Here is a 22953-nt window from a genome sequence, read left to right as displayed (position 1 = left end):
CCTTCACCTTCGGCTCAATAAATTGATCGCTTTTCTTACTCTAATTCTTATCCGCCTAACAAACCAGTTAAGAATGTCCCACCATAAATCAATGCCATACTGTACAAGAAAATTGAGGCAGGTTTTGCTAATAAAATAATCAACGTAAACTTCTTAACGGACATGTTGGTCAATCCAGCCATAAGACAAAGGGCATCATCTGGGGCAACCGGTAGAAAGATCGCAAGGGCGAAAAGTTTTTCAAATCGGCTTTGGTTATCTAACCAGCCAATGTATTTATCGTAAGTTTTGTCACTGATCATACTTAAAATGAATGGTTTACCGTATCGTCGGCCAAGCAGGAAAATAATGACAGAACCAATACTGATTCCTACATAGTTATAAACGAATCCTAGGTAAGGACCGAAAATCAAAACACCTGCAGCGCTGGAGACACCACCGGGAATGATTGGGATCACGACTTGCAAGATCTGCAATAGGATAAAGACGATTGGTCCTAAGATAACAGAATTTCCAACTAGACCTCGTAAGGCATTAATGTCTTTGAAAACACCTAGATTGATAAAATAGATCGTTAATGCGATAGATAAACCTAAGCCAATAATAGAAATCGTATTAATGATACGACGAGAAGTTGCTATGCTCACAGGACTTCATCTCCTTTTTGTTTCATAATCTCACTATACGGGGTGAGACCAGAAAAATCCAGTAAAACAAATGACAAACGTCAAACAGTTTTGTAAGGTATGCCTTTATTATAAGAGAAGTCCGCAAAGAAAACATTGTACCAAAGTCTGAAATAAGAAAAATTTATAGTTTCGGCACGCTATTAGTTTTAGGAGGCTTTTTTATCTGGGTGACGTTTTTTTGTGCGCTTCACTTGCCAACGATTGACGATCTTTTCAACCACACTCGTCATCATGAAGCCTCCGGCGATCGCCCCAGCAGTGATAACCACGATCATCAGATTTTCAAAGCCGACAAAGTTGTCTCCTAAAGCAAATTCTCGAACGGCTTTATAGGCAGGTCCACCCGGTACGAGGGGAACGAGACTAGGAATGTTAAAAATGATCATAGGCATTTTTTTTCTGCGGGAAAAAAAGATGCTGACGCAACCGACAGCAAATGCGGCTAAAAAGTTGGCGCTACCTAAACCATAGCCAATCGTTTTTAATGACCAATAGATCATCCAGCCAACGGTTCCGGCAATGCCTGTGGCAACCAAAGCTCTTTTAGGAATATTAGTCAAAATGCCAAAGGTCACGGTGCTTAAAAAGCTGAAGGAAAGGTGAATAAAAATCGTCATGAGATCCCTCCAAATAAGGTGAAGACCGTAGCGATGCCGACACCGATCGCGGCAGCTGTGAAAATGGCTTCAGTACCTCGGGCGGTTCCGCTGATGAGATGACCCGCCAAGATATCGCGAAAGGAATTGGTGATCGCTACACCAGGAACTAAGGGCATGACGGCACCGATAATCAAATTATCGACGTTTTGTGCGACATGAAGGGAGACCGCTAAGACAGACAAAGTACCGATTAGTAAAGAGGCGCAAAACATATCCAAAAAGCGGATATCGATCACTTTCTTGACCCAATACGCGCATAAAAATCCCAGACAGCCAATAATGAAGGTCGGTAGAAAGTCAAACCAAGCACCGCCAAAAATAATCATTAAGGTACTGCTGACTACACCAGCACTAAGGACCTGCAGCCAGTAGGGGAAACTTGGTGTTGTCGGATTGACCTTTTTTAATGCCTCGTGCAGTTCCGCTAAAGAAATTTTCTTTTCTGCATAAGCACGAGAGAGTCCGTTAACGGCAACGATTTTTTCGAGATTGATGACTCGATCATGGACATTTTCTACTTGCGCATAGTGACTGCTGCGCAAACCCATAAAAAGACCAGTTGCTGTTACATAACTAATACTACCTTGCTCCCCAGCGTTGGCTGCAATTCGATTCATTGTATCTTCTACTCGATAGACTTCCGAGCCGTTTTCCATCATGATTTTTCCTGCTAATAAGCAGGTCTCCAATAATAGCTCTTTTGATTCAGCCATTTCCAAACCCCTTTTTCAATCGAATTTGCGCACTACAATCTTAGTGTACAATTTCAGCGAGTTTTCAACAAGAAAGAAAAGTAGATTTGAAAAATAACTAGCAACCTATACGCAGGATTTTTTGTGATAAGTGAAAGGAGAGGCACTTCTCTTTATTCGTAAAGATTCATGTTTAATGAGCAAAGTGAATAGAAATAAGATAACGGATGGAGTGTTTTATTTTAAAAAAATGAATAACTCGGTTACAATTAAATAAATAAAAAAAGGGGGATTTATTGATGCGAAGGAAGGTCTATACAAGAGAACACATTTTGAAGGCCGCTTATGAACTGATCAATAGAGAAGGTTTTGGCAACTTTACGGCACGGAATATCGCTAAGCACATGGGAATTTCTACTCAACCAATTTATCTTGAGTTCGAAAATATGCAGGACTTAAAAAATACTTTGGTAGAGGCTGTTTTCAAAGATTTATCGGAAAATGTTTTTCCAGTTGTTCGAACAGGAGACAAACTCGTTGATTTAGGCCTGAATTATATACGCTTCGCGCAAGAGCAGCACAATCTCTACATCGCCCTTTTTATCGATGATTATGGCGGTGGGAAATTGATGCATGATTTTTCATCCACCTATTTCAAATCCTTGATCAAATCAGAAGAAAAATATGCAGATCTATCCGAAGATGCGATAAATGCACTACATAATGGCGCATGGATCGTTGTGACTGGTTTGGCTTCCTTAATGTCGGCGGGTATTATCACACCCACCGATGACCAAATCATCAAAATCATCAACGAGACGATCGAAGGCGTAATCGAAAAGAAAGAAAACTATATTTTCGATTAAAGAATAAAAAATCTGTATCCATTTCTATTTTGGATGCAGATTTTTCTTGACATTTTTTGTGAAACTAGCGAAAATAACTGTTATGGAGAGTTGGCAGAGTGGTAATGCAGCGGACTCGAAATCCGCCGACCCGGTTCATCCCGGCGCGCAGGTTCAAATCCTGTACTCTCCTTATACCAACGCTTTAGAGCGTCTAGCCTATCTTTCGAGATAGGCTTTTTTGTTTGTTATGGGCAGAGAAGATAATTGACTGCCGAGCTTGATCGATAACCATCTGAAAAAACCTCAGTTTACACTCAATCGGGAAATCAACAGAAATACACTAATTCGCTGAACCCCTTTTTGCTTGTGGTCCTCTACAACAAACGAAAAGAATCAATCGGGCAAACGTGTTAAGGCGTATTCAATTTGTTCAGAAGTAAAGCCTTCATAGGAAAGTTGGTTCGCCACACGCTCATCTGATAAGGATAAATTTTGCGAGTAGCGAATTGCTTTTTTCAATGCTTGCTCATTCCAATCGGCATCCACAGTGGCTACGGCAAAGTCTGCTGCGCTCTCAGAAAAATCTTCATAGAGTAGTTGGCGTTTCAAGCTCGACTGAGAAAACGCATTGCTGGATAAGTATCTTTCTGCACGATTCAGTGCATTTCTTTCTTCACGAGAAAGTTGAGGTGTATGTTGCTCGTTGTTTGCGGGTTCTTCTTGTTGTGCGCTACTTGCTTCGTTGTTGCCAGCTTTTTGTTCTCCTTGTGGTTGTTCCATGGAAGCAGCGGCATCGCCAAAGGATTCGCTTTGCCTTGATTCGTTACGTAAAGAAAGGCTTAATTGCGCAGTGATGCTATCGAAAGATGTCACATCTTGGTAGAAGGACAAGCCACCATAAGAAAACAAGGCAATAAAAGCGGAAGCGACAATGATCAAAACGTTTCGATCTCGTTTTGCATTTTGTTTTACAAGCCCAATATAAAATAAGACAATGCCAAAAACGAAACAGAACAATCCAATGAAAAACAAAATGGCGAAAAAGGTAGCCATAAAAATTCCTCCTAAATAAAAGTCTCCTGAAAAGACAATAGTACTATGTTCTGTACCAGAAAACAGATTTGTCTTTTATGAATAGAGGAAAAGGATGATTTGACAAATGTAACGTGTATGCTATTAATGGATCATTCATAAGTATTAAAGGAATGACGCTCAAGAATGACTAGTGAAATAGATGGTAAACTTAATAAAAGCACAGTTGTATCAGTAGGAGGGAAGAAGATGGATTTTGAAGAAAAAGATTACTTTATGCGTTACACAAAAGTTGCGGCACAGGGATTGAGCAAATTTATTACGCAAGGATCTGTTGATGAAATCTTACAGCTAGATGAACAGCAAAGCGGTCAAAAGCAAGAAACGGATACTGAAAAAGATAAGAGCGAGCCAAAAAACAAGAAAGCACCTAGCTAATTATTTCCTTAGCGAGGTGCTTTCAATACGAATCGGTATCCTTCATTTGGATGAACTCCTTATGCAGCTTTTTTCAATTCTTGTACAGCTTGCTCGATCGTAATTCCAGTCGCAAAATGATTCGCATCTTTTTTATCGAAAACGATAAATAAATTCAATTTGGTATCCAGAGTTACACGATATTGTAGATCTGTGTTATAGAATGTCATAGTCATTCTCCTTTCTTAAAACTTGTCATTGAAAGGCAACGGTTAGTTGATAACGAAATTCCATAGTTAGAATAACACTTTTTTTCACAATAGTCCAATAAAACTATCAAACGAAAAAATCTGACTGATTATTTTCAGGAAATCAATGCTGAGAATGGAAGCAAAAGAAGTTTGCTAGAGTCAGTAAATTCGGGAAAAGTATCTTTGTATATTTCAGAAAAATAGAATTCATAAAAAATTTCTTAAGAATTTTGAGGATAGCTATTTTCTTAGATAACAAATTTGTAAGATTGAGAGTATGAGATGATTGGAAACCTTGATATCATAAGGTTTATCTTCAAATTGTGTTTTGTGCAAAAATATATTGATTGTATTTTTTTGAAAAAGAGATCGTATCTCTTGAATTCTATGGTATGATTTACTTTAGAAAAATGAAAATGGATTATGAAAACGGATGTGAAAATATGTGCGGAATTGTCGGCTTTGTCAATTCAAAAGATCAAAAAGAAATCATTATTGAACGCATGATGGACCGGATCGTTCATCGCGGACCAAACAGTTCAGGGAAATTTACCGACGACCGAGTGGCATTAGGGTTTCGTCGTTTATCGATCATCGACTTAGAAGGTGGCTCACAACCAATTTTTAATGAGGATCAAACAAAAGTAATCATTTTTAATGGTGAAATTTACAACTTTCAAGTATTGCGGGAGGAATTGATCCAAGCAGGTCATGTCTTTTCTACCCATGCGGATACCGAAGTAGTCTTACATGGCTATGAAGAGTGGGGCATTGATGTGTTGCAGCGCCTGCGGGGAATGTTTGCGTTTGCCATCTGGGATACTCAAAAACAAGAGCTTTTCGGCGCGCGGGATCACTTTGGCATCAAACCGTATTACTATGCGCAAATGAATGGCAGTTTTATGTTTGGTTCTGAAATTAAGAGCTTTTTGCCTCATCCAGATTTCAAGAAAGAATTAAACCAAGAGGCGTTGAAACCTTATTTGACGTTCCAATACTCGCCTTTGAACGGAGAAACCTTCTTTAAAGGCGTTCATCGTTTGCAAGAAGGGCATTATTATCTGTTTAATGAACAGGGATTGACGATCAAGCAGTACTGGGATGCAGATTTTTCAGTGAAAGAAAATCATTCAAGAGAAGAATGGGTCGACAAAATCGATCAAGCAGTCCAAGAATCGATTGCCGCTCATCAAATCAGTGATGTTGAAGTCGGCTCATTTTTATCCAGTGGTGTCGATTCAAGTTATGTGGCCTCGGTCTTGCGCCCAGATCACTCATTTTCAATTGGGTTTGATGACAAAACCTACAACGAAGCGATCGAAGCCCGCAAATTGACGGAAAAACTCGGTTTGAACAACACAGCAGCAGTTATTGATGGTGAAATGTCCTTTGAGGCATTCCCGTTGATTCAGTATCACTTGGACGAACCAGATTCTAACCCAAGCTGTGTCCCTTTGTACTTTTTAGCCAATCTGGCAGCACAACAAGTGCGGGTCGTTCAATCTGGGGAAGGGGCAGATGAATTATTTGCTGGTTATGCTGCCTATGGCTTCCACACAAACTCTAAAGCGGTCCGCGTTTTGCCCAAGGGTTGAAAAAATTGCCGCAAAACATCCGCTTTCGTTTAGGGCGTCAAATCGGCAAAATGAAAAACTTCCATGGTCGAATTCATCTTTATGAAGCAACGGCACCTGCCCAAGACTTCTTTATCGGGCAAGCCCTGGTCTTTGAAGAAGAGGAAGCACTACAGCTTTTAAAACCAACGTATCAAAAAGGACCCTCTGTTGCTGAAATCGTTGCGCCTCATTATGAGAAAGTCAATGGTCTCAAAGACGAGGTCAATAAGATGCAATATTTGGATCTTCATCAGTGGATGCCGAAGGATATCTTGTTAAAAGCAGACAAAATGTCCATGGCGAGTTCCTTGGAATTACGGGTTCCTTTATTGGATATCGAGATGCAAAAGTTGGCGCAAACAATCCCGACGAAATATTTGATCAATCAAAACAACACGAAAGATGTGTTCCGACAAGCGTCAAACCGTCATTTGCCAAAAGAATGGGCAAACCGTGAAAAACTAGGCTTTCCTGTACCTATCAAGGCATGGCTGAAAGAAGGAACCGGGTATGAAGCAGTCAAAGCACTTTTTGAGTCAGACTTTGCGGCAACCTTCTTCGATCAAACAGCGATTTTGCAAATGCTAGAAGACCATCGCCAAGGAAAACCGAATCTTCAACGAAAAATCTGGACGATCTTTACGTTCTTGACCTGGTACAAAGTATTCTTTATTGATGAATCGATTCCCGAAGCCAAAGAAATCGTTTATGAAACACTTTGATTTGAATATGGAAGCAAAAAAAGCTGATGCGGATATCCCGCATCGGCTTTTTTTATAGACCTAAATATTTTTCCAAGTAATCGACCATGCCATCTTCCACATTGGTTTTGTCGGTAACATCATTGGCGATTGATTTTAATTGCTGCGTGCCATTCGCCATGGCAACGCCCCAACCCGCATAATCCAGCATCTCCAAATCGTTGTGTTCATCACCAAAAGCGATGATATCTTGCCGATCCAAAGACAAAGAATCCGCGATCACCGAAAGACCAAGTGCTTTATGGACTCCTTTTGGTACGATCTCTAAGATGGCTTGAGGTCCGCCCCATGTTCGAACATCGACTGCATCGTCAAATTGATCCTTGATACGTAAAGAAACAGATTCTGCTAATTCATTTTCGGTTTTCACCAGTAATGAAGTGGGATCCGTTTTTAAATTTGCTAATAGATTTTTTTCGGAAGCATTGCCCGAAAAGAAAAAGTGTTGATCAAATCCGCTTAGGTCATCGATGAAAAAGGTTTCGCGATTTTCTGCTGCCACAAACGTCAGCCCCAGCTGCTCTTTTTGTGCCATGAGCTCAAACGCAATTTCTCGAGAGATCGAATGCTCCATTTCATTTGCCCATACTTGTCGAGGTTTATGGACCAACCCACCGTTAAAATTGACCATTGGTGTTGTGAGCGCCAATTCTTTATAGAATTGATCGCTCATCCGAAAAGGTCTTCCGGTAGCGATGGTAACAAAGTGTCCCGCTTTGGTGGCGCGAACCAGTACCTCACGTGTGCGAGGGGAAAGTTGGGATTCAGTATTTAAGGTTGTGCCATCTAAATCAATGGCGATGATTTTTGGTTTCAAAAGACTCGCTCCATTCTCTTATACTAGTGGCTTAAGTGTAACATATTTCTGTCATTTCACAATACAAGTAAGTTTTCGATAAGTTTTCATAATATTTACAAAGTAAAACACGAACATTAAACATTTTTGGTTCGTTTTATTCGGAAAAAGGTTTGAAAAGCGAAAATTATTCCCTTATAATTTGTAATTGTTCGATGAAAAGCGTAATTATTCATTTTTTCTTTTCATAGAAACGATTAAAGTTCAGGAGTGAAACATAACATGGAAAAGTTTTTCAAATTAAAGGAGAATAAAACGACGGTTTCAACAGAAGTAATGGCCGGGGTCACCACCTTCTTCGCGATGAGTTATATTTTGTTTGTGAATCCGACGATTTTATCTGCTGCAGGCATGCCGTTTCAAGCTGTTTTCTTAGCAACGATCATCGCTTCAGTGATTGGTACCCTGATCATGGGCTTATTTGCAAATGTGCCTTATGCGCAAGCGCCTGGAATGGGACTTAATGCATTCTTCACCTTTACCGTTGTTTTTGGTTTGGGCTATTCGTGGCAGCAAGCATTAGCGATGGTTTTCATCTGCGGCTTGATCAACATTTTTATCACGGTCACTCGAATCAGAAAAATGATCATCCATGCGATTCCAGAAAGCATGCAGCACGCAATCGGTGGCGGGATCGGGATCTTTGTGGCTTATGTAGGGATCAAAAATGCCAACTTGCTAAACTTCAGTGCAGACACTGCCGCAGTGACTGGTTCAGTTGTTGACGGTGAGACGATCGTGAGTGCCAATTTTAATGGGGGGATCGTCCCAGCTTTGGCGAATTTCAATAATGCACCTGTTTTGTTAGCAGTGATTGGTTTAGTAATCACTACTTTGTTAGTAGTGAAAAATGTTCGTGGGGCAATTATTTTTGGTATTTTTAGGAACGACGATCATCGGTATTTTGATGGGTGTGGTGGATTTAAGTGCCATTGATTGGCACGGAAATTCATTAGGTAGCTCGATCAGCGAACTAGGCATCACCTTTGGCGCTGCGTTTGGCTCTGAAGGAATGGGCTCACTATTCAGTGATTCTGCCAAAATCCCTCAAGTAATCATGACGATTTTAGCGTTTAGCTTATCAGATGTCTTTGATACGATCGGTACCTTTATCGGGACTGGACGTCGTACAGGGATCTTTTCGAAAAAAGATGAAGAAGCGGTTGAAAACAGTAACGGGTTGAACACGAAGATGGATAAAGCCCTTTTTGCAGATGCCGTAGCCACTTCTGTAGGTGCCATCGTAGGGACCTCAAATACAACGACTTATGTGGAATCAGCAGCTGGTATCGGTGCTGGTGGACGCACGGGCTTGACTTCTGTTGTAGTGGCAGCACTCTTTGCGATCAGCAGTATCTTTTCTCCACTGATCTCAATCGTTCCCGCACAAGCGACAGCACCAGCGTTGATCTTAGTTGGGGTAATGATGATGGCTTCGTTTGCAGACATCAAGTGGACCGATCTAGAAGAAGCAGTTCCCGCTTTCTTCGCGTCTATTTTTATGGGTTTGTCTTACAGTATTTCCAACGGGATCGCTGTTGGTTTCATTTTCTACGCATTAGTGAAAGTAGTGAAAGGAAAAGCCAACGAAGTGTCTCCGATCATCTGGGTCGTCAATGCGTTGTTTATCCTAAACTTTGTCATTTTGGCTTTGATCAGTTAAGTTTAATGAAGAAAATCTTTCTGTATGTTACCTGCAGAAAGATTTTTTTATTTGATTATTACTCACGATACGGTATAGTATTTGTGAAAGAAGGTTTGTAAATGAAGATTGATTGGAAACGAAATCTACTGATTTCATGGGTAGGTTGTTTTTTTACGGGTGCCAGTTTTAGTCTTGTCATGCCATTCATTCCCTTATATATAGAAGAGTTAGGCGCTCCAGAGAGTCAAATTGAGTTGTTTTCTGGATTAGCAATCTCAGTAACGGCGTTTGCGGCGGCTATCATTGCTCCAGTATGGGGAAATCTAGCAGATCAAAAAGGTCGTCGTTTAATGATGATTCGCGCGGCTGCGGGGATGACAGTGACGATGGGTTCTTTGGCTTTTGTACCGAATGTCTATTGGTTATTGATCATGCGTTTCTTTACCGGAATTTTATCGGGGTATATTCCAAATGCGACTGCGTTGATCGCTTCGCAGGCGCCTCGAGAAAAAAGCGGTTGGGCGCTTGGGACATTGGCTACAGGAGCCATCGCAGGGAATTTGATTGGTCCTTCCATGGGTGGGGCGTTGGCGCAATGGTTTGGCATGAAAAATGTTTTTATCATTACTGGTGTTGTGCTGCTAATTACGCTCTTGCTTACGATTTTTCTCGTTCAAGAAGATTTTGAGCCGGTTGAAAAGGGCGATTTGCTGTCCATCAAAGAAATTTTTGGTCAAATCAAAAATATGCAGTTGCTTGTCGGTTTGTTTATTACGTCACTGATTTTACAGCTAGGTGTAACGAGTATCAGCCCGATCCTTACATTGTATATTCGTGATCTAAGCGGGAACAGTGGCAATATTTTGTTTGTCAGCGGATTGATCGTCTCTGTTGCTGGTGTTTCGGCAATCATCTCTTCGCCATTTTTAGGCAAAATCGGTGATCGTTACGGCAATCACAAGGTATTGTTAGGCGGTTTATTGCTATCATTTTTCTGTTTCATTCCGATGGGCTTTGTTTCTACTCCGTTTCAATTAGGCGTGTTGCGCTTCTTGCTTGGTTTTTCTACCGGTGCCTTGATGCCGTCCATCAATACACTGATCAGCAAGATCACCCCGATGGAAGGGGTCAGCCGCATCTACAGCTACAACCAAATGTTCTCTAACTTTGGGCAAGTGTTAGGTCCGATGGTCGGCTCAACGGTAGCAGCTGGTTTTGGTTATCCCGCTGTCTTTTGGGTAACTAGTGGGTTTGTACTGATCAATATTTTTATCTCAGGATTTAATTTCCGTAAAAGCTTGCGCAAAACGGACATCAGTGAATAGTTGAAAAGAAAAAAAAACCAGTTACAATAAAGGTAACTGGTTTTTTTTTAATGGCTTGTCTTTTCAGGCGCTGGTGCGATAATACCAACAAGAATGATCACCACACCTGTGACCAAAGAGATGATTGAAGTTAATTGAAAATCATAAGTTGCTCCAGCAAGTGAGCTGCCTAGATAGCCAACGACTTGACCTAATACAAAAGTCCAAAATAAAGTGACTAGGTAACGCATGACGACACCTCTTTTCTGCGTATCTTCCATTTCGACTTTAGTTTATCACAAAAATATTTATTGTAAAGATTTTCATTTTTTCATTTTGTTTTTCAAATCTATTTACTAGCAGAAAGAAAGAGAATTTTCATTTTTGGAGGGATTTCAATGTATTCACAGCTCACCACCTTAAGCGCCTATTCGTTGCTGCAAAGTACGATCAAAATTCCTCACTATATAGAGCAAGCCAAAAAGATGGGCTATCAGACATTGGGTCTGACCGATCATAATGTTCTCTATGGCGCGGTCGAGTTTTATCAACAATGCCTAGCACAGGGCATCAAGCCGATTTTTGGCGCTTTGTTCGACTGTACCTTCGGAGAGGAATCAATGTCCTTTCCATTGTACGTATTTGCAAAAAACCTCAAGGGCTATCAAACCTTGATGCGTTTATCAAGTGAAAAAATGATCACCGAGCAGTTGAATTTAGCTGCTTGTGATTCTTTGCAGGATCTCTTTGGTTTGCTGCCTGAAGGCGAAGGCTTTTTGCCGTCTCAGCACGATGATTTAGAAGCTAATCAAAAAGTACTGCAAGCAATCAGCCATAAATTTGATTCTGAGAGCTTGTTTTTAGGCATTACTAGCAAGGGGCTAGATTCAGAAACGATCGCTTGGTTTAACGAGCAAAACATTGCACCATGTGCGTATCAACCAATCGCGGCTTTAGCACAAGAAGAAGCCTTTGCAGTCAAAGTGATGACCCATATCAAAGAGGGCTCGCAAATTGAAGACTTTCGTCAGGCAAAAGAGCAAGCGACTACGCAGTTTTTTTTACAACCGGCAGACCAATTGACTGCGGCATTTGGCGAAGCGTCGCAGGCATTGATGAATAATCAGCGGATTGCAGCTGAATGCGCCGTCGAGCTGCCACTGCATCAGCGGCTATTGCCTCATTACCCGTTACCAGCAGAAGAAAATGCTGCAGACTATTTGCGGAAAATTTGTTTTGAACGTCTGCCTCAACGTGTTGCCCACGTTACATCGGCGTACGAACAGCGTTTGGATTATGAGTTGTCTGTCATCCATAAGATGGGCTTTGATGATTACTTCTTGATTATTTGGGACGTCATGGACTTTGCCCACCAACAAGAAATTGTTACCGGAGCTGGACGGGGATCTGCTGCCGGAGCACTGGTGGCGTATGTTTTATCGATCACCGACGTGGATCCAATCAAATACGATCTTTTGTTTGAACGATTCTTGAATCCAGAACGTTACACGATGCCTGATATCGATTTAGACATTCCTGACAATCGCAGAGATGAGATTTTACAATATGTGCGCCAAAAATACGGGCAAGAATATATGGCACAGATCGCCACGTTTGGCACCATGGCGGCCAAAATGGTTCTGCGAGATGTTTCTCGTGTCTTTGGTCTTTCGCAAAGTGAAGCCAATCGCTGGTCAAAAGCCATCCCCAATGCCTTGAAAATGACCTTAGATCTTGCTTATGAACAATCCAATCAGCTGCGAGAATTGGTGTCGTTTAATGAGCGCAACCAAGTAATGTTTCAAGTCGCCAAAATTTTAGAAGGCTTGCCACGTCACGTATCGACTCATGCCGCTGGTGTGGTGATCAGTGACAAGAATTTGCTTGATCTGGTTCCCTTGCAAGAAGGCAGCGATGGGATCTGGCTGACCCAATTTACCATGAATGACGTAGAAGCCATCGGCCTATTGAAGATGGATTTTTTAGGCTTGAGAAACTTGTCGATCATTGATAATACCTTGAAAGGTATCAAACGAATCAGCCAACAAATCGTAACCCAAAAAGAGATTCCTCTTGATGATCCAGCAACATTGCGTTTGTTTCAAAAAGGCGAGACCGCAGGGATCTTCCAATTTGAATCAGCGGGAATACGCAATGTGCTGCGTAAGTTAGGACCAGAAAGTATCGAGGATATTGCCGCAGTCAATGCCTTGTATCGTCCAGGACCGATGCAAAATATCGATACCTTTATTAAGCGGAAAAAAGGACAAGAGCGGGTCTCTTATCCGGATGACAGCTTGATTCCGATTTTGCAAAACACTTACGGAATCATTGTCTACCAAGAGCAGATCATGCAAGTAGCTTCCAAAATGGCTGGTTTCAGCTTAGGACAAGCAGATATTTTGCGGCGAGCAATTAGTAAAAAGAAAAAAGACGTCTTGGATGAGGAACGTCGTCATTTTGTGCAAGGTGCCTTGGCCAATCATTATGACGAAAAGACCGCTAATTTGGTCTATAACTATATTGAACGCTTCGCCAACTATGGGTTTAATCGATCCCATGCGTTTGCCTATTCCTTTATCGGCTTTCAAATGGCGTACCTGAAAGTGCACTATCCAGCACCATTTTTTGCTTCGATCCTGCATTCGGTACGCAACACTGCCAGCAAAATGAAAGAATACTTAAATGAAGCCGCACGTTACGGCGTAGAAGTGCTGCCACCATCGATCAATACCAGTGGGTTTAGTTTTCAACTGCAAAACGAGAAACAAATCCGTTTTGGGTTCAGCAGTATCAAAGGGATTCGGCGCGACATGATCCAAGACATTTTGGCAGAACGAAAAGAGCATGGCAATTTCACGTCTATGGATCAATTTTTGCTTCGCTTGAATCAGCGGAACAGCAAATGGTTAAAATTGGATTATTTATTGCCGCTTTTGAGCATTGGCGTTTTCGATGTGATTGCCCCCAATCGAAAACAAGCACTGATCCAGCTAGAAGGAAAGATCCAAAATATTACTTATAGTGGCGGCAGTTTGGATCTCTTAGAAACTATGGCATTAAAAGAAGAAGCCGTTGCCGATTACAAACTGGAAGAAAAACTGGCTTTGGAAGAAGAATATTTAGGTGTTTATTTGTCTGGCCATCCCGTGGAACAGTTTCAAAAATTGCACCAATTAAAACAAATCACGGATATTGCTGATCTGGTTCCAAACGAACGAGTGCGTATTCTTTTGTATGTCCGCAAGATTCGGGAGATTCGTACAAAAAAAGGCGAACAAATGGCGTTTGTCGAAGGAACGGATGCCAGCAAGGAAGTTTCAGTAACGATTTTTCCCATCGTTTATCGACAAGTGCGTTCCTTGATCGAAGAAAATGCTGTTCTCTATATTGAAGGAAAGGTCGAGGTAAGTCGTTACAATGGTGAAATCCAACTCATTGCTGATAAAATAGACTTAGCAGAAAACGTTCAGAACAAAATTGCGTCACAAACTTGCTACTTAAAGATTTCTGCTGCAGCTGAAACGTCGCACCTGCAAGCATTGTCGAAGGAAATGAAGCAGCATCACGGAAATATTCCAGTGGTGATGTTCTATGAAAGCAGTGGCAAGAAAGTGTTGTTAGCAGATGAAAACTGGGTAACGGATGAGCCAGACTTTGTCACACAACTGAAGACATTATTAGGAAATGGAAATGTAATTTTCAAGTAATTTTCCGAAAACGGCAATTCAACTTACACTTTTTTCAACTTTTTCCCACTATTTCAAGACATTTTCATGGAATAATGGTAGAATATGTCTCGTGGTTATTACTTGAAAACTAGCAAACAGGGGCTTCCCTAAACAAAATCTTTTGATGAGGTGAAAGAATAATGAAACGCATTGGAATTCTAACCAGTGGCGGCGATGCACCAGGAATGAACGCAGCGATTCGCGCAGTTGTCAGAAAGGGTATTTTTGACGGACTTGAAGTATACGGAATCAACTATGGCTATGCCGGACTAGTCGCAGGCGACATTCGTCGCTTAGATGTTGCTGATGTTGGTGACAAAATTCAACGTGGTGGAACATTCTTATATTCAGCACGTTATCCAGAATTTGCGACACAAGAAGGACAATTAAAAGGAATCGAACAATTAAAGAAATTTGGCATTGAAGGGCTAGTCGTGATCGGTGGAGATGGTTCTTACCATGGTGCGATGGCACTTACTCGCCACGGTTTCCCAGCAATCGGGATTCCAGGAACGATCGATAATGACATTCCAGGAACAGATTTCACGATTGGTTTTGATACAGCAATTAATACTGTCTTGGAATCGATTGACCGTATCCGTGATACAGCGACATCACATGTCCGCACCTTTGTGATCGAAGTAATGGGTCGCGGTGCTGGCGATATCGCTTTATGGTCAGGTGTGGCCGGTGGTGCGGATGAAATCATCATTCCAGAACATGATTTTGACATGCAAGTTGTTGCTGATCGTATCCGTGAAGGACGCGACCGCGGGAAAAAACATTGCTTGATCGTTTTAGCCGAAGGTGTGATGGGCGGAAATGATTTTGCTGACAAACTTTCTGAATACGGCGATTTCCATACCCGTGTATCAATTCTAGGACACGTTGTCCGTGGTGGTTCACCAAGCGCTCGTGACCGTGTGTTAGCAAGTAAATTTGGTTCATATGCTGTTGAATTATTGCAACAAGGCAAAGGCGGTCTATGTATCGGTATCGAAAACAATGAAATGATTGCTTCTGATATCATCGATACCCTTGAAAACAATCGTCACAAACCAGATCTTAGCTTGTATAACTTGAACAAAGAAATCTCATTCTAAAGAGATTTTTAAGCAACGCAACAGTAATTTTGTAAAAAAAGCTTATTAGCTATTTTAAATAAATGAATAGGAGCGTTTAGTAATGAAAAAAACAAAGATCGTAAGTACATTAGGACCAGCAAGTAACAGTGTGGAAATTATTTCTCAACTGATTGAAGCCGGTGCGAATGTCTTCCGCTTTAACTTCTCTCATGGAGATCATGAAGAACAATTAGCGCGTATGACAATGGTTCGTGAAGCCGTAAAGAAAACTGGTAAAGATGTCGGTATCCTTTTAGATACAAAAGGTGCTGAAATCCGTACAACTGTACAAAATACGACAGAAGCAGACTTTGGTCGTGCTGGATACATCCAATTCAACGTTGGCGATGAAACACGCATTTCAATGGATCCAGAACACAAAGGAACAAAAGAAAAAATTGCTGTAACTTATCCTGGTTTATTTGAAGATGTTCATGTGGGCGGACACATCTTGTTTGATGATGGCTTGATCGACATGGAAATCAAAGAAAAAGACGAAGCAACTCGTGAATTAGTGGTTGTTGTTAAAAATGCTGGAATGTTAGGATCACGTAAAGGGGTCAATGCTCCTGGCGTATCAATCAGCTTACCTGGTATTACTGAAAAAGATGCAGAAGATATCCGTTTTGGTCTTGATAACGATATCGACTTCATTGCCGCTTCATTTGTACGTAAAGCGCAAGACGTTTTAGAAATTCGTGAAATTTTAGAAGAAAAAGACATGACTCATGTGCAAATCTTCTCTAAAATCGAATCACAAGAAGGTATCGACAATATCGATGAAATCATCAAAGTTTCTGATGGTATCATGGTTGCTCGTGGTGACATGGGTGTTGAGATCCCTGCTGAAGAAGTACCAATGGTTCAAAAGAGCATCATCAAAAAATGTAACGCTGCTGGTAAATCAGTTATCACAGCAACACAAATGTTAGAATCAATGCAACAAAACCCACGTCCAACTCGTGCGGAAGCTTCTGACGTTGCCAATGCTGTCTTTGACGGTACTGATGCAACAATGCTTTCTGGTGAGTCAGCAAACGGTGACTACCCTGTAGAAGCAGTAGCGACAATGGCACGTATCGACGTTGAAGCTGAAAAAGCTTTATCAGAAAACAGCACATTCCAAATCAACCAATTCGATAAAACAGATGTAACAGAAACAATCGGTTTATCTGTTGCACGTGCGGCGAAAAACCTAGGGGTTAAAACAATCGTTGCAGCAACTGAATCTGGTTACACTGCGAAAATGATCTCTAAATATCGTCCAGATGCTGACATTTTAGCTGTCACATTTGACGAACGGACAAAACGTGGCTTGATGCTTAACTGGGGTGTCTATCCAACGGTTGCTGATAAACCATCAACAACCGATGAAATGTTCGAATTAGCAGCAAAACAAGCAGTTGATTTAGGCTTTGCTAAAGAAGGCGATCTAATCTTGATTACAGCCGGTGTTCCTGTTGGTGAACGCGGAACAACCAACGTAATGAAGATCCAATTGATCGGTTCAAAATTGCTTGAAGCGCAAGGGATTGGTGAAAAATCAGTTGTTGCCAATGCCGTGATCGCTCACAGTGCTGAAGAAGCAATTGCGAAAGCAAAAGATGGCATGATTTTAGTTGTACCAACAACAGATAAAGAATATATGCCAGCAATCGAAAAAGCAGCAGCATTAGTTGTTGAAGATGGCGGCTTGACTTCTCATGCAGCAGTTGTCGGAATCGCGAAAGATCTACCAGTCATCGTTGGTGCCAAAGACGCAACAACTACCATCAAAGATGGCGAATTGGTTACTCTTGATTCTCGTCGCGGTATCGTTTATCGTGGAGAAACAACAGCGATCTAATGATTTTTAACGATTGATTAAGCAACAGGCAAGTGCACGTTGTGCGCTTCCTGTTGTTTTTTTGAGAGAGTCGAAATCCCTTAAGAAAGGGCAGTAAAATGACACAATCAAAAATGAAAAAGGTGTCAAGAAAATTTCATTGACAAAGCCTCAGAAGCCCTGTATAATTGCTTTTGTTGCTTAGGGGTGATAAAAATGAAATGGTCTTTATTGGAATTAAAAAAATACCAAGAGACACCGCTGATGTTTGAAGAAACACTTGACTTAAAGAGTCAACTGATAAAACGCGATGGACAGATCATTGATTTGTCTCCTGTTAAAGTAAAAGGGCTGATGAGTGTTGATAAGCAAGGATACTTGCTGCACTATCAAGTAGAAACGACGATGACATTGCCATCTACTCGTTCTTTGACACCTGTAGCGATTCCCTTTGATTTTTCAGTGGACGAACAATTCATGACACCAGAGCAATTTCAGCGTCGCGATGAAACGATCGTCGAAGAAGAGGTTTTGATCATTGAAGGTCAAACCATCAGTTTAGATGAATCAGTCGCTGATAACCTATTACTTGCGATTCCATTGCAAGTCCTGACAGAAGAAGAAAAGCAAGGTTCAGCAATGCCATCTGGCAACGATTGGGCTGTTTTGTCAGAAGAAGACTTTGCAAATCAAAAAGAAGCGCAAGCTCAACAAGTTGATCCTCGTCTTGCAAAATTATCCGAATTATTCAATGAATCAGATGACGATAACGCGTAGGATTGGAATAAATTGCAGCCTCAAGGTTGCGTTCATTAACAAGGAGGTGTAGCAAAATGGCAGTACCAGCTAGAAAAACTTCGAAAGCGAAGAAAGCAAAACGTCGTACACATTACAAATTGACAATCAACGGTTTGAACGAATGTGCAAACTGTGGTGAAATGAAAAAAAGCCACCATGTCTGCTCAAACTGTGGTCATTACGATGGCAAAGACGTAGCAACAAAAGAAGCATAATTCCTTTTTTTCAGAAAGAGGATTCTAAAACCTTAGGCTAACCATGGAGCCTGAGGTTTTTTTGTTTTTTTGACGAATATGGAACTTTTCAGAAATATTTTTGTCCAGCGAAAGAGAATAGTTCAAAAGCAGGTACATTTGCGCTATAATGAAAAAGATAATTGAATCTTAGGAGGATGAAAGATGACAAAACAACAAATCGGCGTTGTCGGTATGGCTGTTATGGGCAAAAACTTAGCGTTGAACATCGAAAGCCGCGGTTATTCAGTTGCCTTATTTAACCGTACTGGTTCAAAGACAGAAGAAGTAGTAAAAGAACATCCAGATAAAAATTTTAAAGCAACCTATACGATAGAAGAATTTGTTCAATCTATTGAAAAACCACGTCGTATTTTATTAATGGTAAAAGCTGGATTTGCGACAGATGCAACGATCCAAGAATTATTGCCTCATCTAGACAAAGGCGATATTTTGATCGATGGCGGAAATACCTTCTTTAAAGATACGGTTCGTCGTAACGAAGAGTTGGCAAACTCAGGAATCAACTTTATCGGTACAGGTGTATCTGGTGGGGAAGAGGGCGCCTTGAAAGGTCCTTCAATCATGCCAGGAGGACAAAAAGAAGCGTATGAATTGGTTGCACCAATCCTGGAGCAAATTTCTGCAAAAGCTGAAGATGGAACACCTTGTGTGACTTATATTGGACCAAACGGTGCAGGCCATTACGTAAAAATGGTTCACAACGGGATCGAATATGGGGACATGCAGCTGATTGCTGAGTCTTATGACTTAATGCAAAACATTTTAGGTCTATCTGTTGATGAAATGGCTGATATTTTTGCTGAATGGAACAAAGGTGAATTAGACAGCTACCTAATTGAGATCACAGCAGATATTTTGACCCGTAAAGACGATCAAGGAACAGGCAAACCAATTGTTGATGTGATTTTAGATGCTGCTGGTAATAAAGGAACTGGGAAATGGACAAGCCAAAGTGCCTTAGACTTAGGCGTACCACTACCATTGATCACTGAATCTGTTTTTGCCCGTTATATTTCGGCTTACAAAGAAGAACGGGTCAATGCCAGCAAAGTCTTACCAAAATCAGAAGCAGTTGCTTTTGAAGGAAACAAAGAAGAGTTTATCAATAAGATCCGCGAAGCCTTATACTTCAGTAAGATCATGAGCTATGCACAAGGATTCGCGCAATTACGTACTGCATCAAAAGAGTATGATTGGGATCTTCCTTTTGGTGAAATTGCCAAAATTTGGCGTGCAGGCTGTATCATCCGTGCGCAATTTTTACAAAAAATCACGGATGCTTATGACAAGAATGCCGACATTGAAAACTTACTATTAGATGACTACTTCAAAGATATTACGAAACGTTATCAATCTTCTGTACGTGAAGTAGTTGCACTAGCTGTCCAAGCAGGTGTACCTGTGCCGACGTTCTCATCGGCGATCGCGTACTTCGATTCTTATCGTTCTGATCGTTTGCCAGCGAACTTGATCCAAGCACAACGGGATTACTTCGGAGCGCATACGTATGAACGGACAGATAAAGAGGGAATTTTCCATTATTCATGGTATGACGAAGCGTAAGCTTTAAGAGAATCCAAAAGAGAAAGGCCGAAAGTGAGAACTTTCGGTCAATCTCTTTTTTATTTTTTAGATACATGATAAAATAAGACAGATAATGTCTAATTTAAAGGCAGAATAATCAATAAAGGGGCTATCAATAATGAGTAATATTCTAATCATTGAAGATGAAAAGAACTTAGCTCGATTTGTGGAATTAGAATTGAAGCATGAAGGGTACAATACGGAAGTTCATTACAACGGACGGACGGGACTGGATGCGGCACTGAATAATGAATGGGATGCGATCTTATTGGATCTAATGCTTCCTGAGTTAAATGGGTTAGAAGTTTGCCGCCGCGTGCGTCAATCGAAAAACACCCCGATCATCATGATGACCGCAAGAGATTCCGTGATTGATCGAGTATCAGGTTTGGATCATGGTGCTGATGATTATATTGTGAAGCCTTTTGCAATTGAAGAATTGCTGGCACGCTTACGTGCGTTGCTTCGCCGTATCGATATCGAAGGGGACAAAAACGTCGCAAAACAAACTACGATCACTTACCGCGATCTAACGATTGAAAAAGAAAATCGTGTCGTACGTCGTGGAACAGATGTCATTGAACTAACGAAACGCGAATACGAGCTGTTGTTGACTTTAATGGAAAACGTCAATGTCGTTTTAGCCAGAGATGTTTTATTAAACAAAGTCTGGGGCTATGAGACAGAAGTGGAAACCAACGTTGTCGATGTTTACATCCGCTATTTACGTAATAAAATTGATGTACCAGGGGAGGAAAGCTACATCCAAACCGTTCGTGGTACAGGATATGTGATGCGGTCGTGAACCTTAAAAAAAGAATGAAAAAATTAAAAGAACTGAAGGGGCCTTCTTTAACTGTAAAGTGGGCCTTCGCAAGTTCTTTCTTTATATTTGTCGTATTTACGATCTTTGCGGTGATCACCTATAAGACCTCCGTAAATTTGATTGTTGCTAAAGAAGAAAACAATGTTGAGCGGACAATGTCAGAAGTTGCTTCCCGTCTAGCCAATTCGGACCAAGAATTAACGCTCGTTCGAACGTATCGTAATTTAACCAAAAATGATGCGGGGACGACGAGCATCTATGATCGAACCTCAACGATCGATGGCAACTTAATGAAAATCGACTCCTTTATTTCGGAATTAGGCCAAGCACCATTGAGCCTGTTTGTTTATAATTTGAATGAGGACCTTGTGTTTAAGACCCATGAAAATGATTTAGCCTTGATCGACACACAACGTAAAGCGCCAACCATCGTAACACTAGATGGCATCACCGGCTTTCTTTCGATCCAACCTATTTATTCAAAAGGCACCAGAGAGCGGATTGGCTATGCTCAAACATTTTATGAATTGACTTCTTTTTATGAAATACGCAGCAAACTGCTGCTGACTTTGATTATCTTAGAAGTTGTCTCTCTGATTCTCAGCAGTGTGCTTGGGTTCTTTTTATCAGCGTATTTCCTTCAGCCGTTAAAGGTACTACGGGATACGATGGAAACCGTCCGGAAAAACCCGCAGTCAACCGTGCATATGCCAGAATTGAATACCAACGATGAGTTATCTGATTTAGCAGATATATTCAATGAAATGTTAGATCGCATGCGCCTGTACATTGAGCAGCAAGAGCGATTTGTTGAAGATGTTTCTCATGAATTGCGAACACCTGTAGCAATCATTGAAGGACATATGAATTTGTTGCAGCGTTGGGGAAAAGACGATCCAGAGATCTTGGATGAGTCCCTCGCAGCCAGTATGCAAGAGATCAGTCGAATGAAGACGCTCGTACAGGAAATGTTGGATCTCTCAAGAGCGGAACAAGTGGATGTTCATTATGCAAATGAAACAACTAATGCAAAAGAAGTTGTCTATCAAGTGTTCAATAACTTTAAAATACTGTATCCGGATTTTGTCTTTACATTGGATGATGATTTGTATCATGAGTTGAAGCTGAAAATCTATCGCAATCATTTTGAACAGATCATAATTATTGTCTTGGATAACGCAGTAAAATATTCCACTGATCGAAAAGAAGTTCATCTATCCATTTCATTGGATCGTCAATCTTTTGAAATTGCCATCCAAGATTTCGGGGAAGGCATCTCCAAAGAAGACCTCGATAAGATCTTTAATCGTTTCTATCGAGTAGATAAAGCCCGTGCTAGAACCAAAGGTGGCAATGGTTTGGGGTTATCTATAGCAAAACAACTATTAGAAAGCTATAAAGGAAAAATCACGGCGGAGAGTGTCATTGGCCAAGGAACAATCTTTCGGATTTATATACCGATCCTTCAAACGGAAGATCGGACGAAAAGAGAACGTTGAGCAAAAAGCTTAAGTTCTCTTTTTTTTTATTCTTAAATGATAGATTTAGTGGCGAAACACTGCTTATAAACGAACGTTCGAAACGTTTGGTAATGAATAATTCGCTTATAAAAATAGTTGTCAAAAAGCCTATTTTTTTAGTTGATTTTTCCTTTAAGAATTGCTATATTATTACTTGTCCTTGTTAAGATATTTGTAACAATCACTGATTGATCTATTTTTAAAATAGTTGTTGACGAAACAATTTACAAGTGTTATTATAACAAAGTCGAAAAAATATCATCTCTGAAAAACCTGATAAATCAAAAAAACTTTTCAAAAAAGTGTTTGACATATAACGTTTGAGATGGTAATATAAAAAAGTCGCTGAGGTTAAGAAAGAAGTTAAATAACAACTTCTTGAAAAAAACTTTTGAAAAAGAGTTGACAATCAAACGTCGCTCTGATATGATATAAAAGTTGCTAACACAGCACGGTAGACCTTTGAAAACTGAACAAAGCAAGCAAACGAACCAATGTGTAGGACGTTTCAATTTATT

The 22953-nt window shown here is 40.7% G+C and carries 18 protein-coding genes, 1 tRNA gene and 2 pseudogenes; 14 read left to right on the top strand and 7 right to left on the bottom strand.

The window, feature by feature from the left end; translation table 11 throughout:
- Positions 1 to 47: 47 nt before the first annotated feature.
- The 3 genes from FJU10_RS10465 to FJU10_RS10455 form a co-directional block, all read right to left on the bottom strand.
- Positions 48 to 647 carry a TVP38/TMEM64 family protein gene (locus tag FJU10_RS10465; RefSeq protein WP_077454204.1) on the bottom strand — a complete coding sequence of 200 codons (600 nt, stop codon included), beginning with the start codon at positions 645 to 647 and terminating at the stop codon, positions 48 to 50.
- A gap of 188 nt (positions 648 to 835) precedes the next feature.
- A complete protein-coding gene (locus FJU10_RS10460) occupies positions 836 to 1306 on the bottom strand; it encodes a threonine/serine exporter family protein (protein WP_077454203.1) in 471 nt (156 codons plus the stop codon).
- Positions 1303 to 2061 (bottom strand): threonine/serine exporter family protein, encoded by a 759-nt coding sequence (locus FJU10_RS10455; protein ID WP_077454202.1) that lies wholly within the window; start codon positions 2059 to 2061, stop codon positions 1303 to 1305. Before FJU10_RS10455 ends, FJU10_RS10460 begins: the two co-directional genes overlap by 4 nt.
- 278 nt (positions 2062 to 2339) lie before the next feature.
- Between FJU10_RS10455 and FJU10_RS10450 the strand changes: the two genes are divergently transcribed.
- Together FJU10_RS10450 and FJU10_RS10445 are read left to right on the top strand one after the other, a co-directional pair.
- Positions 2340 to 2906 (top strand): TetR/AcrR family transcriptional regulator, encoded by a 567-nt coding sequence (locus tag FJU10_RS10450; protein WP_005237185.1) that lies wholly within the window; start codon positions 2340 to 2342, stop codon positions 2904 to 2906.
- An 84-nt stretch (positions 2907 to 2990) separates the two neighbouring features.
- Positions 2991 to 3078: transfer RNA gene (locus FJU10_RS10445), tRNA-Ser, on the top strand.
- Between the two features lie 203 nt (positions 3079 to 3281).
- Here FJU10_RS10445 and FJU10_RS10440 read toward each other — a convergent pair.
- The gene (locus FJU10_RS10440) at positions 3282 to 3941 is read right to left on the bottom strand and encodes an Ltp family lipoprotein (RefSeq protein WP_140965854.1); all 660 of its coding nucleotides are present in this window, start codon (positions 3939 to 3941) and stop codon (positions 3282 to 3284) included.
- A gap of 228 nt (positions 3942 to 4169) precedes the next feature.
- Between FJU10_RS10440 and FJU10_RS10435 the strand changes: the two genes are divergently transcribed.
- Positions 4170 to 4358, top strand: a complete 189-nt coding sequence (locus FJU10_RS10435; protein WP_077454200.1) for a hypothetical protein — start codon at positions 4170 to 4172, stop codon at positions 4356 to 4358.
- Positions 4359 to 4417: 59 nt separating this feature from the next.
- On the opposite strand, the gene FJU10_RS19060 is transcribed toward FJU10_RS10435, so the two are convergent.
- Positions 4418 to 4567, bottom strand: coding sequence for a hypothetical protein (locus tag FJU10_RS19060; RefSeq protein WP_189372291.1), 150 nt, complete (start codon positions 4565 to 4567; stop codon positions 4418 to 4420).
- 464 nt (positions 4568 to 5031) lie between these two features.
- Between FJU10_RS19060 and asnB the strand changes: the two are divergent.
- Positions 5032 to 6926, top strand: a pseudogene (gene asnB / locus FJU10_RS10430) (asparagine synthase (glutamine-hydrolyzing)).
- A gap of 52 nt (positions 6927 to 6978) precedes the next feature.
- Here the strand turns inward: asnB and FJU10_RS10425 are convergent.
- The gene (locus tag FJU10_RS10425; protein WP_140965853.1) at positions 6979 to 7782 is read right to left on the bottom strand and encodes a Cof-type HAD-IIB family hydrolase; all 804 of its coding nucleotides are present in this window, start codon (positions 7780 to 7782) and stop codon (positions 6979 to 6981) included.
- A 261-nt stretch (positions 7783 to 8043) separates the two neighbouring features.
- Between FJU10_RS10425 and FJU10_RS10420 the strand changes: the two are divergent.
- Both FJU10_RS10420 and FJU10_RS10415 read left to right on the top strand, forming a co-directional pair.
- Positions 8044 to 9484 (top strand): annotated as a pseudogene (locus FJU10_RS10420) (NCS2 family permease).
- A 101-nt stretch (positions 9485 to 9585) separates the two neighbouring features.
- A complete protein-coding gene (locus tag FJU10_RS10415) occupies positions 9586 to 10791 on the top strand; it encodes a multidrug efflux MFS transporter (RefSeq protein WP_005231893.1) in 1206 nt (401 codons plus the stop codon).
- Positions 10792 to 10838: 47 nt separating this feature from the next.
- Here the strand turns inward: FJU10_RS10415 and FJU10_RS10410 are convergent, their stop codons facing one another.
- Positions 10839 to 11021 (bottom strand): YjzD family protein, encoded by a 183-nt coding sequence (locus tag FJU10_RS10410; protein WP_008377814.1) that lies wholly within the window; start codon positions 11019 to 11021, stop codon positions 10839 to 10841.
- A gap of 147 nt (positions 11022 to 11168) precedes the next feature.
- Here FJU10_RS10410 and dnaE point away from each other — a divergent pair, with 147 nt between their 5' ends.
- The 8 genes from dnaE (at position 11169) to FJU10_RS10370 (ending at position 22414) form a co-directional block, all read left to right on the top strand.
- Positions 11169 to 14480 carry a DNA polymerase III subunit alpha gene (gene dnaE / locus FJU10_RS10405; RefSeq protein ID WP_140965852.1) on the top strand — a complete coding sequence of 1104 codons (3312 nt, stop codon included), beginning with the start codon at positions 11169 to 11171 and terminating at the stop codon, positions 14478 to 14480.
- Between the two features lie 161 nt (positions 14481 to 14641).
- Positions 14642 to 15604: a 6-phosphofructokinase gene (gene pfkA / locus FJU10_RS10400; RefSeq protein WP_005229169.1), complete on the top strand. Its 963-nt coding sequence runs from the start codon at positions 14642 to 14644 to the stop codon at positions 15602 to 15604.
- Positions 15605 to 15686: 82 nt separating this feature from the next.
- Positions 15687 to 17471 (top strand): pyruvate kinase, encoded by a 1785-nt coding sequence (gene pyk / locus FJU10_RS10395; RefSeq protein WP_077454197.1) that lies wholly within the window; start codon positions 15687 to 15689, stop codon positions 17469 to 17471.
- A 195-nt stretch (positions 17472 to 17666) separates the two neighbouring features.
- Complete coding sequence (locus tag FJU10_RS10390) at positions 17667 to 18227, top strand: YceD family protein (protein WP_010749661.1); 561 nt, start codon at positions 17667 to 17669, stop codon at positions 18225 to 18227.
- A gap of 56 nt (positions 18228 to 18283) precedes the next feature.
- Positions 18284 to 18463, top strand: coding sequence for a 50S ribosomal protein L32 (gene rpmF / locus FJU10_RS10385; protein ID WP_005229191.1), 180 nt, complete (start codon positions 18284 to 18286; stop codon positions 18461 to 18463).
- A gap of 183 nt (positions 18464 to 18646) precedes the next feature.
- Positions 18647 to 20068 (top strand): NADP-dependent phosphogluconate dehydrogenase, encoded by a 1422-nt coding sequence (gene gndA, locus FJU10_RS10380; protein WP_140965851.1) that lies wholly within the window; start codon positions 18647 to 18649, stop codon positions 20066 to 20068.
- A gap of 139 nt (positions 20069 to 20207) precedes the next feature.
- A complete protein-coding gene (locus tag FJU10_RS10375; RefSeq protein WP_005229193.1) occupies positions 20208 to 20894 on the top strand; it encodes a response regulator transcription factor in 687 nt (228 codons plus the stop codon).
- 14 nt (positions 20895 to 20908) lie between these two features.
- Positions 20909 to 22414 (top strand): HAMP domain-containing histidine kinase, encoded by a 1506-nt coding sequence (locus tag FJU10_RS10370; protein WP_034872519.1) that lies wholly within the window; start codon positions 20909 to 20911, stop codon positions 22412 to 22414.
- Positions 22415 to 22953: the final 539 nt, after the last annotated feature.

Source organism: Enterococcus sp. OL5 (genome assembly GCF_006491895.1).
GTDB classification, from domain to species: domain Bacteria; phylum Bacillota; class Bacilli; order Lactobacillales; family Enterococcaceae; genus Enterococcus_D; species Enterococcus_D innesii.
Note: the sequence above shows the minus strand (reverse complement) of the source record. Positions and strands in the feature narration are given on the sequence as shown.